Origin of the sequence: Pseudomonas triticifolii (assembly GCF_014358015.1) — a bacterium.
Taxonomy (GTDB): domain Bacteria; phylum Pseudomonadota; class Gammaproteobacteria; order Pseudomonadales; family Pseudomonadaceae; genus Aquipseudomonas; species Aquipseudomonas triticifolii.
Map to the genome: position 1 here is coordinate 171,065 of NZ_JACONV010000004.1, position 13,334 is coordinate 184,398.

15 protein-coding genes are annotated in these 13,334 nt (G+C 59.3%); 10 read left to right on the forward strand and 5 right to left on the reverse strand.

The genetic code is table 11. The annotated features are described in order from the left end of the window. The first annotated feature begins 114 nt into the window (after positions 1–114). Complete coding sequence (locus H8S56_RS09690; RefSeq protein WP_024689022.1) at positions 115–1,461, forward strand: class II 3-deoxy-7-phosphoheptulonate synthase; 1,347 nt, start codon at positions 115–117, stop codon at positions 1,459–1,461. Positions 1,462–1,471: 10 nt separating this feature from the next. Here H8S56_RS09690 and H8S56_RS09695 read toward each other — a convergent pair whose 3' ends face one another. Beyond that, positions 1,472–2,677 carry a winged helix-turn-helix domain-containing protein gene (locus tag H8S56_RS09695; RefSeq protein ID WP_187518506.1) on the reverse strand — a complete coding sequence of 402 codons (1,206 nt, stop codon included), beginning with the start codon at positions 2,675–2,677 and terminating at the stop codon, positions 1,472–1,474. A gap of 56 nt (positions 2,678–2,733) precedes the next feature. Next, positions 2,734–2,967 (reverse strand): DUF1127 domain-containing protein, encoded by a 234-nt coding sequence (locus H8S56_RS09700; RefSeq protein ID WP_024689020.1) that lies wholly within the window; start codon positions 2,965–2,967, stop codon positions 2,734–2,736. Between the two features lie 95 nt (positions 2,968–3,062). Between H8S56_RS09700 and H8S56_RS09705 the strand changes: the two genes are divergently transcribed. Next, complete coding sequence (locus tag H8S56_RS09705) at positions 3,063–3,917, forward strand: LysR substrate-binding domain-containing protein (protein ID WP_024689019.1); 855 nt, start codon at positions 3,063–3,065, stop codon at positions 3,915–3,917. On the opposite strand, the gene H8S56_RS09710 is transcribed toward H8S56_RS09705, so the two are convergent. Further along, complete coding sequence (locus H8S56_RS09710) at positions 3,907–4,653, reverse strand: sulfite exporter TauE/SafE family protein (RefSeq protein ID WP_187518507.1); 747 nt, start codon at positions 4,651–4,653, stop codon at positions 3,907–3,909. The genes H8S56_RS09705 and H8S56_RS09710 overlap by 11 nt on opposite strands. A gap of 203 nt (positions 4,654–4,856) precedes the next feature. Here H8S56_RS09710 and H8S56_RS09715 point away from each other — a divergent pair, with 203 nt between their 5' ends. The 4 genes from H8S56_RS09715 to H8S56_RS09730 all read left to right on the forward strand — a co-directional run bounded on the left by H8S56_RS09715 (position 4,857) and on the right by H8S56_RS09730 (position 9,255). Then, a complete protein-coding gene (locus H8S56_RS09715; RefSeq protein WP_024689017.1) occupies positions 4,857–5,330 on the forward strand; it encodes a MarR family winged helix-turn-helix transcriptional regulator in 474 nt (157 codons plus the stop codon). Positions 5,331–5,473: 143 nt separating this feature from the next. Further along, positions 5,474–7,567 (forward strand): TonB-dependent receptor, encoded by a 2,094-nt coding sequence (locus H8S56_RS09720; protein WP_187518508.1) that lies wholly within the window; start codon positions 5,474–5,476, stop codon positions 7,565–7,567. Between the two features lie 215 nt (positions 7,568–7,782). Next, on the forward strand, positions 7,783–8,211 hold the full coding sequence (locus H8S56_RS09725; protein WP_187518560.1) for an organic hydroperoxide resistance protein: 429 nt from the start codon (positions 7,783–7,785) through the stop codon (positions 8,209–8,211). A gap of 24 nt (positions 8,212–8,235) precedes the next feature. Continuing rightward, complete coding sequence (locus tag H8S56_RS09730; RefSeq protein WP_187518509.1) at positions 8,236–9,255, forward strand: alpha/beta hydrolase; 1,020 nt, start codon at positions 8,236–8,238, stop codon at positions 9,253–9,255. A gap of 78 nt (positions 9,256–9,333) precedes the next feature. On the opposite strand, the gene H8S56_RS09735 is transcribed toward H8S56_RS09730, so the two are convergent. Both H8S56_RS09735 and earP read right to left on the reverse strand, forming a co-directional pair. Beyond that, the gene (locus tag H8S56_RS09735) at positions 9,334–9,903 is read right to left on the reverse strand and encodes an elongation factor P (protein ID WP_005616505.1); all 570 of its coding nucleotides are present in this window, start codon (positions 9,901–9,903) and stop codon (positions 9,334–9,336) included. Between the two features lie 99 nt (positions 9,904–10,002). Further along, positions 10,003–11,136 (reverse strand): elongation factor P maturation arginine rhamnosyltransferase EarP, encoded by a 1,134-nt coding sequence (earP, locus tag H8S56_RS09740; protein WP_187518510.1) that lies wholly within the window; start codon positions 11,134–11,136, stop codon positions 10,003–10,005. A gap of 173 nt (positions 11,137–11,309) precedes the next feature. On the opposite strand from earP, the gene H8S56_RS09745 reads away from it, so the two are divergent. The 4 genes from H8S56_RS09745 to H8S56_RS09760 all read left to right on the forward strand — a co-directional run bounded on the left by H8S56_RS09745 (position 11,310) and on the right by H8S56_RS09760 (position 13,288). Beyond that, entirely contained in the window at positions 11,310–11,696 is a 387-nt protein-coding gene (locus tag H8S56_RS09745) for a hypothetical protein (protein WP_187518511.1), read from the forward strand. A 3-nt stretch (positions 11,697–11,699) separates the two neighbouring features. Then, positions 11,700–12,182, forward strand: coding sequence for a GreA/GreB family elongation factor (locus tag H8S56_RS09750; protein WP_024689011.1), 483 nt, complete (start codon positions 11,700–11,702; stop codon positions 12,180–12,182). A 122-nt stretch (positions 12,183–12,304) separates the two neighbouring features. Continuing rightward, positions 12,305–12,511, forward strand: a complete 207-nt coding sequence (locus H8S56_RS09755) for a hypothetical protein (protein ID WP_024689010.1) — start codon at positions 12,305–12,307, stop codon at positions 12,509–12,511. A gap of 237 nt (positions 12,512–12,748) precedes the next feature. After that, positions 12,749–13,288, forward strand: coding sequence for a PaaI family thioesterase (locus H8S56_RS09760; protein WP_024696387.1), 540 nt, complete (start codon positions 12,749–12,751; stop codon positions 13,286–13,288). Positions 13,289–13,334 lie beyond the last annotated feature (46 nt).

The following is a 13,334-nucleotide window of genomic DNA, read 5'->3' on the forward strand; positions in this document are numbered from 1 at the left end:
GCGCTTTGTCACATTTTCCCGGACCACAACGCGCCCCGGTTATCAGCGCCACGCTGGCAGCAGGCTGATGAGCTGCTAACATGCCGATCCGATTGCACAACCCTAGAGCCAACCATGAGCCAACCCTGGAGCCCCGACAGCTGGCGGGCACTGCCGATTCAGCAGCAACCTCAGTACCCTGACGCCGCGCATCTTCTCAAAGTCGAACAGAGCCTGGCCAGCTACCCGCCGCTGGTGTTCGCCGGCGAGGCACGAGAGTTGCGTCGTCAGTTTGCCGAAGTGACCCAGGGTCGCGCGTTCCTGCTGCAGGGCGGCGACTGCGCCGAAAGCTTCATGGAGTTTTCCGCCGCCAAGATTCGCGACACCTTTAAAGTGCTGCTGCAGATGGCCGTGGTGATGACCTTTGCGGCCGGCTGCCCGGTGGTCAAGGTGGGACGCATGGCCGGCCAGTTCGCCAAACCGCGCTCAGCCAACGATGAAACCATCGAGGGCGTGACCTTCCCGGCTTACCGTGGCGACATCGTCAACGGCATCGGCTTCGATGAAAAGAGTCGCGTTCCCGACCCTGATCGGCTGATACAGGCCTACAACCAGTCCACCGCCACGCTCAATCTGCTGCGCGCCTTTGCGCAGGGCGGCTTTGCCGACCTGCATCAGGTGCATCAGTGGAACCTGGACTTCATCGCCAATTCGGCACTGGGCGAAAAGTACAGTCAGCTCGCCGATCGTATCGACGAGACGCTTGCCTTCATGCGCGCCTGCGGCATGGACACCTCGCCACAATTGCGCGAAACCAGCTTTTTTACCGCCCATGAAGCCCTGTTGCTCAACTACGAAGAGGCCTTCGTGCGGCGCGACAGCCTGACCAACGATTACTACGACTGCTCCGCGCACATGCTGTGGATCGGCGACCGTACCCGGCAACTGGACGGCGCACATGTCGAGTTTTTGCGCGGTGTGAACAACCCGATCGGCGTCAAGGTCGGGCCGAGCATGAACACCGATGACCTGATCCGCTTGATCGACATCCTCAACCCGGACAACGATCCAGGCCGTCTGAACCTGATTGCGCGCATGGGCGCCAACAAGGTCGGCGATCACCTGCCACAGCTGATTCGCGCGGTCGAGCGTGAAGGTCGCAAAGTGCTGTGGAGCTCGGACCCCATGCATGGCAACACCATCAAGGCCAGCAGCGGGTACAAGACCCGCGACTTCGCGCAGATCCTGGGCGAGGTCAAACAGTTCTTTCAGGTGCACCAGGCCGAAGGCACCTACGCGGGAGGCATCCATATCGAGATGACCGGGCAGAACGTCACCGAATGCATCGGCGGCGCGCGCCCCATCACTGAAGATGGCCTATCGGATCGCTACCACACCCATTGCGACCCGAGGATGAATGCCGATCAATCGCTGGAACTGGCGTTTCTGATTGCTGAAACGCTGAAACAGGTGCGCCGCTAAGCCACTCGTTTCAGCGCTGTAGCGCATTGCCAAGCCGCGCCCCGCTGTCACGCTGGCAATTGACCTGAATCTGCGCCAACCCGAGCCAAACGGCCAGTTGGCGCAGAGTGCCTGCCAGGGCTTGCATACCCTCATCGTCCAGTCCCGTCTGTTCTTCATGCACGGCATGCACCGCCAGGCGTCCGGCTGCACGCTCGGCACGCAAATCGACCCGTGCGGCGATGCGCTCGTTGTGCAAAAACGGCAGCACGTAATAGCCATAGACGCGCTTGTCCTGCGGCGTGTAAATCTCCAGCCGGTAGCGAAAGTCGAACAGCCGCTCGGTTCGCGCGCGCTCCCAGATGAGCGAGTCGAACGGCGACAATAGCGCGCTCGCAGAGACCTTGCGGGGCACCTTGCAGCCCGGCAGGCAGAAGGCTTTTTGCTTCCAGCCTTGAACCTGAACCTCCTCAAGCTCCCCGGCCTCGACCAGTTCTGCCAGCAGGATGCGGCTGGGCTGCGGGTCCTGACGGAAATAATCGCGCAGGTCCTTCTCCGTGCCGACACCCAACGCACCGGCGGCATGCAGCAGCAGACCGCGCTGGGCATCTGCCTCACTGACTTCGGGCTGACCAAGGAGGGTCGTCGGCAGCACGCGCTCGGGCAGGTCATACAGACGCTCGAAGCCACGACGCCCCGCCACCGTCACTTCGCCCGCTGCAAACAGCCATTCCAGCGCCTGTTTCTCCGCACTCCAGTCCCACCAGGGTCCGGCTTTTGCCTGACGGGTGCTCAGACTGCCCGCGCCCAGCGCGCCCCGCTCGCGAACAGCTTGCAATACGCTTGCGATAACGGGTTGCTGCTCACGACCAAACCTGGCCAACCCTTGATAGATGCCCTCACCCTGCGCGGCGCGGCGCATGCGCCAGCGCATCAATGGGTACAGTTCGATGGGCAGCAAGGAAGCTTCGTGCCCCCAGTATTCAAACAGGCGCCGGTGTCGACCCTGACTCCACGCAGCCTGATCCAGCAGCGTTGGCGAATAATGACCCAACCGCGAGAACAGCGGCAGGTAGTGCGAGCGCACCAGTGCATTGACCGAGTCGATCTGCAATACGCCCAGTCGGCTGATCATCTGCGTGACATGGCTGGCCTTGACAGTAGCTGGCGGCTGGCGCCCAGAGAATCCCTGAGCGGCCAGTGCCAGACGACGTGCTTGTTTGAGGGATAACTCCATGGGCTTTAACGCTCCCGTTTCGAGCCCGTTACGCTAGCCGATTATAGAGCGCTCTGTCAGCGCCTCATGGGGTCGTCCCAGAACGGACGCTCGGTCTCCTGCAGAACATCGGCGCGGCTCAGGCCCAGATCCTTCAGTGCCCCATCGCTCATCTGTGCGAGCAGGCGACGTTGACGGTGCAACTCGTGCCAGCGTGCCACGTGCGCTTTGAGCCACCGCAGCGCTTTGCCAAGCGGCAACCGCAAGGATGATCTGGCGATCAGTACATACCCTTTTTGACCTTTCATCATCTTGCCCTTCATGTGGGGATGACTAAAGTCTCGCGCCGGGTTTAAGATCAATCCAACGAATGTTTCTTATGCGAGCCATCTGGGAGATTGATGCATTGGCCACCTACCCCAGCATAGACACCGAACTGCTGCGCACCTTTGTCGCCATCGCCGATCACGGTGGTTTCACGCGTGCGGGTGAAGTGGTCAACCGCACCCAATCTGCGGTCAGCATGCAGATGAAGCGACTGGAAGAAGATATCGTCCAGCGCTCGCTGTTTCGCAAGGACGGCCGTACCTTGAGCCTCACAGCAGAAGGACAGGTACTGCTGGGCTACGCACGGCGCATCCTCAAGCTGCACAGCGAGGTGTTCAACACGTTGCGCGAACCCCACATGGTGGGCGTGGTGAAGATCGGCTCGCCGGACGATTACGTAATGCGCTTTCTGCCTGGCATCCTGTCGCAGTTCTCGCAAGCCTATCCACTGGTTCAGGTCGAAGTGCATTGCGAACCGTCGGATGTGCTTTTGCAGCGCAATGACCTGGACCTGACCATCGTCACCCGCAAGCCCGGCAATGAGATCGGCCAGTTGCTGAGGCGAGAGCAACTGGTCTGGGTCGAGGCCAACGGTCATGCGCCCCATGAGCAGACGCCCATGCCGTTGGCGATGTTCAACACTCGCTGTTTTTGTCGGGAATGGGCCTGCAATGCCCTCGACACGCTCGAACGTGAGTACCGGATCGCCTACAGCAGCGCCAGCATGGCGGCAATCATGGCGGTGGTCGGCGCAGGCCTGGCCGTGACCGCGCAGTTGCAGAGTCTGGTCACGCAGGATCTGCGCATCCTCGGCGAAGCGGAAAACCTGCCGCAACTGCCCACCGCCAGCGTGGTGTTGCTGCGAAACCCCGACAACCCCTCACCCATCACCGAATGCATGGCCGATTACATTGCCGAGGGTTTCAGACTTTAAGCGCCAGGATCACCGCGCAGAGCACCAGAAACACACAAAACATCGAGCGCAACGTGCGTTCAGGCAACGAATGTGCGAGCTTCACGCCCCAACTGATACTGGCCAGCCCGCCAACAGCCAGCGGTATGCCCATGGACCAGTTCACATGGTCATGCAGTGCGTAGGTCACCAACGTGATACCGGTACTGGGCGCCGCCAACGACAACGCCAGGCCCTGCGCCACCACTTGGGTGGCACCAAATACACTGGTCAGGATCGGCGTAGCGATCACCCCGCCGCCTACACCGAACAGACCGCCTGTTACGCCGGAACCCACGCCCAGCAGCCACAGCCATTTTTCATGGCGCAGTTGCGAACTGGCCTGCCCCTTGCGCCAGAACATCTGCGCCAGATTGAACACGGTCAGCACGACCAGAAAACCGACGAATGCCAACCGCATGCCCTGAGGATCGAGGCGAACCGCGAGCAATGACGTCAGCCAGGCGAACAGGAAACTGGGCACAATGAGCATCAGCGCGTTGCGCAGCAGAATCCGGTTGCGCTGGTTGTAACGCCACAACGCCAGCAGCACGTTGGGCAACACCATCAACAATGCCGTGCCCTGTGCCAATTGCTGGTCCAACCCGAACAGCACACCGAGCGCGGGAATCGCCACCAGACCACCGCCGATTCCAAAGAGCCCGCCCAGCGTGCCCATTGCCGCCCCCAACAGTACGAACATCACAACTTCGATCACGCCACATCCCCAACCAATCAATGGCCAAATGCTACGCAGTCTTGCGCGTGAGGCAAACGATCAACGTCGACAAAGCGGCTTTTTTTGTGCACCACCGTTCTGAACCGGCGACCGGCCAGACAATGCACCAATGAAATTGTCTGGCGCATTAAAGATCGCAACACTAAATTAAGCCCCTCCTTCACCGCGCATGAGGAATGCCCATGGACGCCGACGACAACCTGCCCCCCAACACCTCCGCCGATTGCGACTCGCTGCTGCTCGACAATCAATTGTGTTTTGCCCTGTATTCCACCTCGCTGATGATGACCAAGGTGTACAAACCCTTGCTTCAGGCGCTGGGGCTGACCTATCCGCAATACCTGGCGATGATGGTGTTGTGGGAACAGGACGGGCTGACCGTCGGAGATGTGAGTACACGTCTGTTGACTGATCCGGGTTCGTTGACGCCGCTGCTCAAGCGTCTGGAGGGCGAAGGTTTCATCAGCCGCACACGCAGCAAGGAAGACGAACGCGTCGTACTGCTGCATCTCACTGAACAGGGCCGCGCCTTGCAGCAAAAAGCCACGACGGTGCCGGGCTGCATTCTGTCCGCCAGTGGCTTGAACATGGATCAGCTTCGCGAGCTGCAAGGCAAACTGCTGGATCTGCGTGAACATTTGCATGACAGCTTGTGACGGGCACGCGATTGAACTGTAACAATAATGAAATATTAAGAAACAATTAGTGGCATATTGGAAACAGGAATACTTAGTACAAGCAAATAGCAAGCATTACCATTCGCATCCTAAAAATCACAGCCCTTTGGATGCGCGTCTTCATGCCTGCCCCTATTCGCCTCAAACCTGTCTCACTCGGTTTTTCCGTAATGCTTGCAGCGGGCTACGCCTGCGCCGCCTCCACCACACTGCCTGAACTCTCGATCGACGCCGATACCCTGATCGATGACCCCAAGGTCAAGGAGGTCAGCACGGCGACGCGCACTTCAACCCCCGCGCGCTATGTGCCGCAGGCCATCGACACCGTGAAGACCTCAAGCGTTCTGGATTACGGCACCAACGATCTGGGTACAGCGCTCAGCGGCCTCCCCAATGTCAGCAGTGCGGCGGACACGCGCTTCGACGGTCTGAGAATCCGGGGTTTCGACGCCAGCAATGATTTCTATCTGGATGGCATTCGCGACGACAGCCAGTACGTACGCGACCTGCATAACATTGAGCGGATTGAGGTGTTGAAAGGTCCGGCAGCCGTGCTCTATGGCCGTGGTAGCCAAGGCGGCATCGTCAATCGGGTCAGCAAGTTGCCTCAGGCAGGCAGGCGCTCCACGCTTGAAGCCCAGGGCGGCAGCGAGGACCTGCGCAGCCTGTATGCCGACCTGAGCACCGACCCCAGCGAAAACGTCAGCCTGCGTCTGAACATGGGCAATCAGGACAGCAACAGCTTTCGCGACGATGTCTCCAGCAGCCGACAACTGTTCGCGCCTTCGATCAGTTGGCAACTGACGCCTGCGCTGAACTGGCTGGTGCAGTATGAGTACAGCCGCTACGACCGCACGCCGGATCGCGGGATTCCGGGCGTCGGTGGACGCCCTGCCGATGTGCATCGCGGCACCACCTATGGCGACGACCGGGATTACATCGACGACCGGTCACAGTCGCTACGCTCGAAACTGACCTATGAACTCAACGACAACTGGCAGCTGCGCCAGACGCTGGGCGTGTTCAAGCTCGACAGCGATTTCGACAACACCTACCTGACCGGCTACGACCCGACCACACGGCGTGTGACCCGCCAGCACTGGCAGCAGGATCTCACGACCCGCAACGTCTTCAACAATCTGGAGCTGGAAGGTCTGGTCGAAACGTTCGGCCTGGAGCATCGGCTCTTGACCGGCCTGGAAACAGGCAGCCAGCGCCGCGACCCGACGCTGTATACCGCAGCGACATCAGGCGCAGGATTCCAGGCCGTTCCGGCGCTGGATCTGTTCAAGCCGGATCGCAACCAGAGTCACACGGGCCGGATGATCGTCTCCAGTGATAACCACACCGAGGTCGAAAGCCGCGGGCTTTACGTGCAGGACCAACTGCGCCTGAACGATCAATGGCAAGTACTGGGCGGGCTGCGTTACGACCGCTTCGAAGTGGAGACCACCAATCAGCTTCGCGGCATCAAGGATCAGCGCGACAGCAACAGCACCAGCCCGCGCGTAGGCGTGGTGTGGACGCCCGTGCAGGACCACTCGTTCTATGCGTCCTGGACCAAGACGTTCTCGCCGGTCGGTGGTGGCTTGATCGGCATCACACCGGGCGCATCGGGCAATGCCAATGACCTGAGCCCGGAGATGACCCGGCAGAAGGAAATCGGGGTCAAAAGCGACTGGTTGAACGAACGCCTGAGCACCACGCTCGCTGTCTATGAACTGGAGCTGTACAACCGCCGCACCACCGACCCGGTCAACCCGACCATCACCTTGCTGACTGGCCTGCAGCGTTCACGCGGTATCGAACTGACGGCCACCGGTCAGTTGGCCAGCCATTGGTACCTGCGCGGCGGCATTGGTCTGCAGGACGCAACGATCGTGGAAGACGACAACGGCCTTGAGGGCAATCGCGTCAGTAACGTGGCGCGACGCAACGGCAGTGTGTTCCTGACCTGGAAGCCGGAAATGGGGTGGTACGCAGAGACCGGACTGACCCTGTCAGGCGAGCGCTACGCCGACAACCAGAACACCACGGTGCTGCCCGGGTATGGTCGCTGGGATGCGCTGGCAGGCTTTCGCCAGAAGGACTGGGACGTACGCGCGGCGCTCAACAACCTGACTGATCGCACCTACTACAGCTCGGCGACCAGCGCCGGACAGATTCGCGTCGGCGATCCGCGCAATCTGGTGGTGACCGGGACTTACAGCTTCTGAGTGTCAGTACCTCATTCTGATCGTGCCCATGCTTCGCGTGGGCACACCTCCACAGGACGCTCCGCGCTCAATCTGTGCCTGCTCGCCCCTGCCCTTTTTGCTCACTTCCACATTTTTTTCAAAAATTAACTTGCGCGCAAAGTATTCCAGGAATACATTGGATTTGCGATTAGTTAGCGCGCAAGTATTTAGCGTATAAATTCATCTCTATAGGGATCCAGACCATGAACACTCTCTACACCGCAGTCGCAACTTCCACCGGTGGCCGTGATGGCCGTGCCGTTTCCAGCGACAAGGTTCTCGATGTAAAACTCGCCACCCCAAAAGAGCTGGGCGGTGCCGGTGGTGAAGCCACCAACCCTGAGCAACTGTTTGCCGCCGGTTACTCGGCCTGCTTCATCGGCGCACTGAAATTCGTTGCCGGCCAGAGCAAGCGCAGTATCCCTGCCGATGCGTCGATCACCGCACATGTCGGCATCGGTCAAATCCCCGGCGGTTTCGGTCTGGACATCGACCTGCACATCAGCCTGCCAGGTCTTGAACACGCCGACGCCCAACAGTTGGTCGATGCCGCTCACCAGGTCTGCCCGTATTCCAACGCCACCCGTGGCAACGTCGATGTGCGCCTGCACGTCACCGTCTGATCCTCCCCGCCACAGGAATCGAACATGAAAACGTTCAGCAAAGTAGTGACCGGTACGCTGCTCGCCCTGTCTGTCAGCAGCGCATTTGCCGCAGGCGATTCGGGCGTTGAGCACAACACTCAGGCCTTTCTCGATGCACTGAACTCGGGCACCGGCAAGCCCCTCGAGCAGCTGTCGCCCAAGGACGCCCGCGCGGTGTTGGTCGGCGCTCAGTCAGGTGTGAAACTGACCCTGCCCAAGGCCGATGTCAGCGAGAAAACGATCAAGGTCGACGGCCAGTCCATCAGCCTGAATATCGTGCGTCCCGCAGGCGTCAAAGGGACGTTGCCGGTTTTCATGTTCTTCCACGGCGGCGGCTGGGTCCTGGGAGATTTCCAGACTCACGAGCGTCTGGTTCGGGATCTGGTTGCAGGCTCTGGGGCCGTTGCGGTGTTCGTCAATTACACGCCTTCGCCTGAAGCGCATTACCCGACTGCGATCAATCAGGCTTACGCGGCCACTCGCTGGGTGGCTGAGCATGGCAAGGAAATCAACGTCGACGGCAAGCGTCTGGCCGTGGCTGGCAACAGCGTCGGCGGCAACATGGCGACAGTGGTTGCGCTGATGGCCAAGGAAAAAGGCACCCCGGCGCTGCGCTACCAAGTGCTGCTGTGGCCTGTGACGGACGCCAATTTCAACACTGCATCCTACGACCAGTACGCCGAAGGCCACTTCCTGACCCGCAACATGATGAAGTGGTTTTGGGACAATTACACCACCGAGGCGGCGCAGCGTAACGAGATCTACGCCTCACCGTTGCGTGCCACAACTGAACAGTTGAAAGGCTTGCCGCCTGCGCTGGTCCAGACCGCCAGCGCTGATGTGTTGCGCGATGAAGGTGAAGCCTATGCCCGTAAGCTGGATCAAGCTGGTGTACCCGTCACGGCTGTGCGTTACAACGGCATGATCCACGACTACGGCTTGCTCAACGTGGTCAGTCAGGTGCCAGCGGTGCGCTCCGCCATGCTGCAAGCGTCCGAAGAGCTGAAAGCACACTTGAAGTAACGCCATCTGCCGAATCGCAGGCAAAAAGAAACCCGCATCGCTGCGGGTTTCTTGCGTAACGGGGTTACAAAACCATGCTTATTTGGCACGGCCTTTGTAGGAACCGCCTTCACGGGTATCGATCTCGATCATGTCGCCGATTTCGATGAAGTCAGCCACGCTCAGCTCAGTGCCGTTCTTCAGTTTGGCAGGCTTCATGACCTTGCCGGAAGTGTCGCCACGAGCCGAACCTTCGGTGTAGTCAACCTGACGCACGATAGTGGTCGGCAGCTCTACGGAAACCAGACGCTCTTCGAAGAACACGGCTTCGCACACGTCGGTCATGCCTTCTTCAACGAAAGGCAGAACGCTTTCGATGTCTTCGGCGTTCAGTTCGTACATGGTGTAATCGGAGGTGTCCATGAACGTGTAAGTGTCGCCGCTGATGAAGGACAGAGTCGCTTCCTTACGGTCGAGGATCACGTCGTCCAGTTTGTCGTCAGCGCTGTAAACGATCTCGGTCTTGTAACCGGTCAGCAGGTTCTTCAGCTTGGTCTTCATGATTGCGCTGTTACGACCGGACTTGGTGAATTCAGCCTTCTGAACCAGCCAAGGGTCGTTTTCCAGACGGATCACGGTACCGGGTTTCAGCTCTTTACCAGTTTTCATTGCATATATCCGAATTTGGATGAGATTAACCAAAGGCTCTGTACGAGAAATAGCCTTGGGGGGCACTTTTCGTACAGAGCCTTATATCAAGGCCGCGTATCATAGCGAATTTCCATAAAACTGCACCAGCGCTGCGGCGAGATCCTTGCGAGCGGCCTGTTCTTCGCACCAGTACTCGGCATGGCTCTGGATCTCCACCCAGTGAGTCATCATCGCCTGCCAGCTCGCGTCCAGCGGCAGGCTGGCGTTCCAGCTTTGCCAGAACGCGTTCAAGGCCGACGCAGCCTCTGCCGACAGGCCTGCCAGGTAGAGTTCCAGAAACGCGTCAAGCTTGGGCAGATGCGCATCGCCTTCCTGCTGATAGATGTGCCAGAGCATCGGCCGGCCCGCCCATTGGGCCCTGACAAACGAGTCCTCGCCTCGTACCACATTGAAATCGCAGCTCCACAGCAAGCGGTCATACGCCTCCTGCCTGACGAACGGCAGTATCTGAACCGTCAAAGCGCCCCGCCGCTCAATGCTGCCCACCGTCAGTTCAGCCATGTCGAGCCAACGCTGCACGTCGGCCAGGATGCGCCCATCCGGCACCAGCAACTGCGTGGCACGACTGTCGCGGGCAAGGGCATCGAGCCAACTGCCAAGCGCAGGGTTCTCGTAGGCAAACAGCGAAATCAGACGTGCTCCCGCTATCGGCTCGACACCCAGCGTCTGCAGAAAAGCTTGCTGCGCCGCCGCGTCGTGCTGAAAAGCCTCGCGTCGCTCGATCAGGCCCTGCTCACGCAGCAATCCTCCCGTAGCGTCCCGAAAGCCGGGGAAGAAAAAGAATTTCTTCAAACCACTCGACTGCAGGGACGGCAGGCCATGGCAGCCGGTCACCCAGTCCTCTGCGCTCAGGTAGTCGAGGTTGAGCCACACCGGCCTTGGTGAGCACTGCAACATGGCGTCGGTGTAGCGCGCAGGAAGCCGGCAGGCGAACGCCTCGATCACTGCGTCGGGGATGTCAGTGTCGACCCAGTCTGCGGGCCAGTGACACACACTGACACCTTCCTGCCACTGCTGTGCGGCCTGGGGATCCGCTTGCGGACACAGACGGGCGAATGCCGACAGATCGTCGATCCACAGACGGATATTCAGGCCGTGCTCGGCGACGAGTTGACGCGCCAGGCGCCACGTGACGCCCACATCCCCATAGTTATCGACCACATTACAAAAAATGTCCCAAGAGGCTTTCATCCGGGCTCCCTGAGGGCTGTCGGTAAAACATCAATTGTCGTTCAGAACGCCCCTTCCCCACCAGCCTTGAGCCTTGGGTGCCTCTGGAGCGGCAGAAGCCGCGCGTGCAATTGTCATCCTCACGCGCCAGGCATGGCACAATCGCATTGCGCCCCTTCGCAAGGAACTCCGCCATGCCGTCTCACATCCGCCGTCGCGAACTGTACGTATCCCTGAAGTTGATTCTGTGCATCGCCCTGGGTATCTGGCTGGGAGCCATGGTGGTAGTCCTGACCGGCTGGCTGCTATACAAAAGCCTGCCTCCTGCGCAGACCGTGGCGCTGGAAAAGGCCGCTACTCAACTGACAGCGCCGCCTGCACCGCAGGCTGAACCCGAAACGGCGATGTTCAGAAAATACGAGCAGAGCCTGCGCGAAAGCGAAGCCAGACAAGCCCGCGAACAGACGCAGGAGCTACAGCAGCGTAATTTCAGCCGCGCCAAATGCGACTTCTGGATGCAGCAGGACCGCACCGCGCCGAGCGAGAAAAGCCGCGCCAGCATCAACGAATATTGCGGATGAGCCATGAACAAGCAGGACGTGCTGCAACGCATCACCGATAGACTGGCGGTGGATCTGGACATTGCGCAACGCGCCGCACAGACCGCCTATGAAGCCGCCACGCACGAAGAAAACATCGCTGAAAACAAGTACGACACGCTGGGTCTTGAAGCCTCCTATCTCGCCGCAGGCCAGGCGCGGCGTGTCGATGAAATCCGTCAATCGCTGGCGCTCTACCGTAACTGGTCAATCAAGGCGTTCGATGAATCCTCGGGCATTCAGGTCGGTGATCTGATCACCCTCGAAGGTGAAGCGGGTCAGGTGCAGTACCTGTTCCTGGGGCCTGACGCAGCGGGATTGAAGATTCATGCAGACGACCGTCTGATTACCGTCATAACGGCTCGCGCGCCGCTGGGGCAAAACCTGCTGGGAAAATTCGAAGACGATGTCGTACAGATTGTCATCAACGGCGTCCGACAATCCTTCGAGATCACTCAAACCTTATGAATCACTGCATCTGAAGGGTTGATCGGGCCAAGTTTTTCTGGGTAAGGTGGGGCTGTCGCTACAACCGCAATAATCGGGGCTACATCACAGCAAGCAAGGACTAACACCCAAGGAGATTTTTCATGACGAACGTCATAGCATTCCCTGACGCCCATGAACGTGATCGCCTGAAGTCCAGTCAAGATCCGGCGTTGAGATACCTGAACAAAAAAGAGCGACTGCTGATCGACCAACTGCGTTCGACCAGCCATGCAGGCCGTCAGTATGTGTACGACTACGCAAGCATCATGCACCTGTCCAGGCCCTTGTATCCTGAACCGCTAGAGTGATGGTCCGGCATCCGGGCTGAACATCCTGCAAGAAATACGCTCGGGGCCTCTGCAACAGGGCCCTGATAGCGATGTGCTGTGCACGATGCACTTTCCCTCTTTTCCTACCGACCTGCCTGCCCGGCAACCTCAGGCAAGCAGTGAGTGCGCGCGGCAATTTTAATTGCGATTATCATCATTAATTGATTACGATCGTAATCAATTAATCCGCCCGTCGTCGATATGGAGTACCGCGTCATGCAGAATCTCTCTCGTGAAGAAAAGATCGAACTGTGGATGGCAGAGGAGAAAACCGTGCGCGCCACCCTTGGTCCGCCCGGCGACACGGGGCTAGCAGAGGTAGCCCTGCTGGAGCCTGTCGATTTCTTCAACAGCATAGGTCGCGGCGATTTACCCAGCCCGGCACTGGGCGCATTGATGGGCTTTATTCCGCTTGTCTTCAGTGAGGGGCAATTCATCTTTCAGGGCACGCCGGACAGCCGACATTACAACTCGCTGGGCACTGTCCACGGCGGTTATGCAGCTACGCTGCTGGATTCGTGCATGGGCTGTGCGATCCATACCCGGCTCAAGAAAGGTCAGGGATACACCACACTGGATTTGCGCGTCAGTTACATCCGCGCCCTGACCGACAAGGTTGGCCCCATTCGCGCAGAAGGCAAGGTTGTCCATGTGGGCCGGTCTACGGCCGTCGCTGAAGGTCGGTTGTATGACGTGGATGATCGTCTGTATGCCACTGCGAGCACCACTTGCATGATTCTTACCATGAGCCTGTAAGAAATCTCAGTCGTTTGAGGGACGCAGGACCGATTGGTACTGCGCC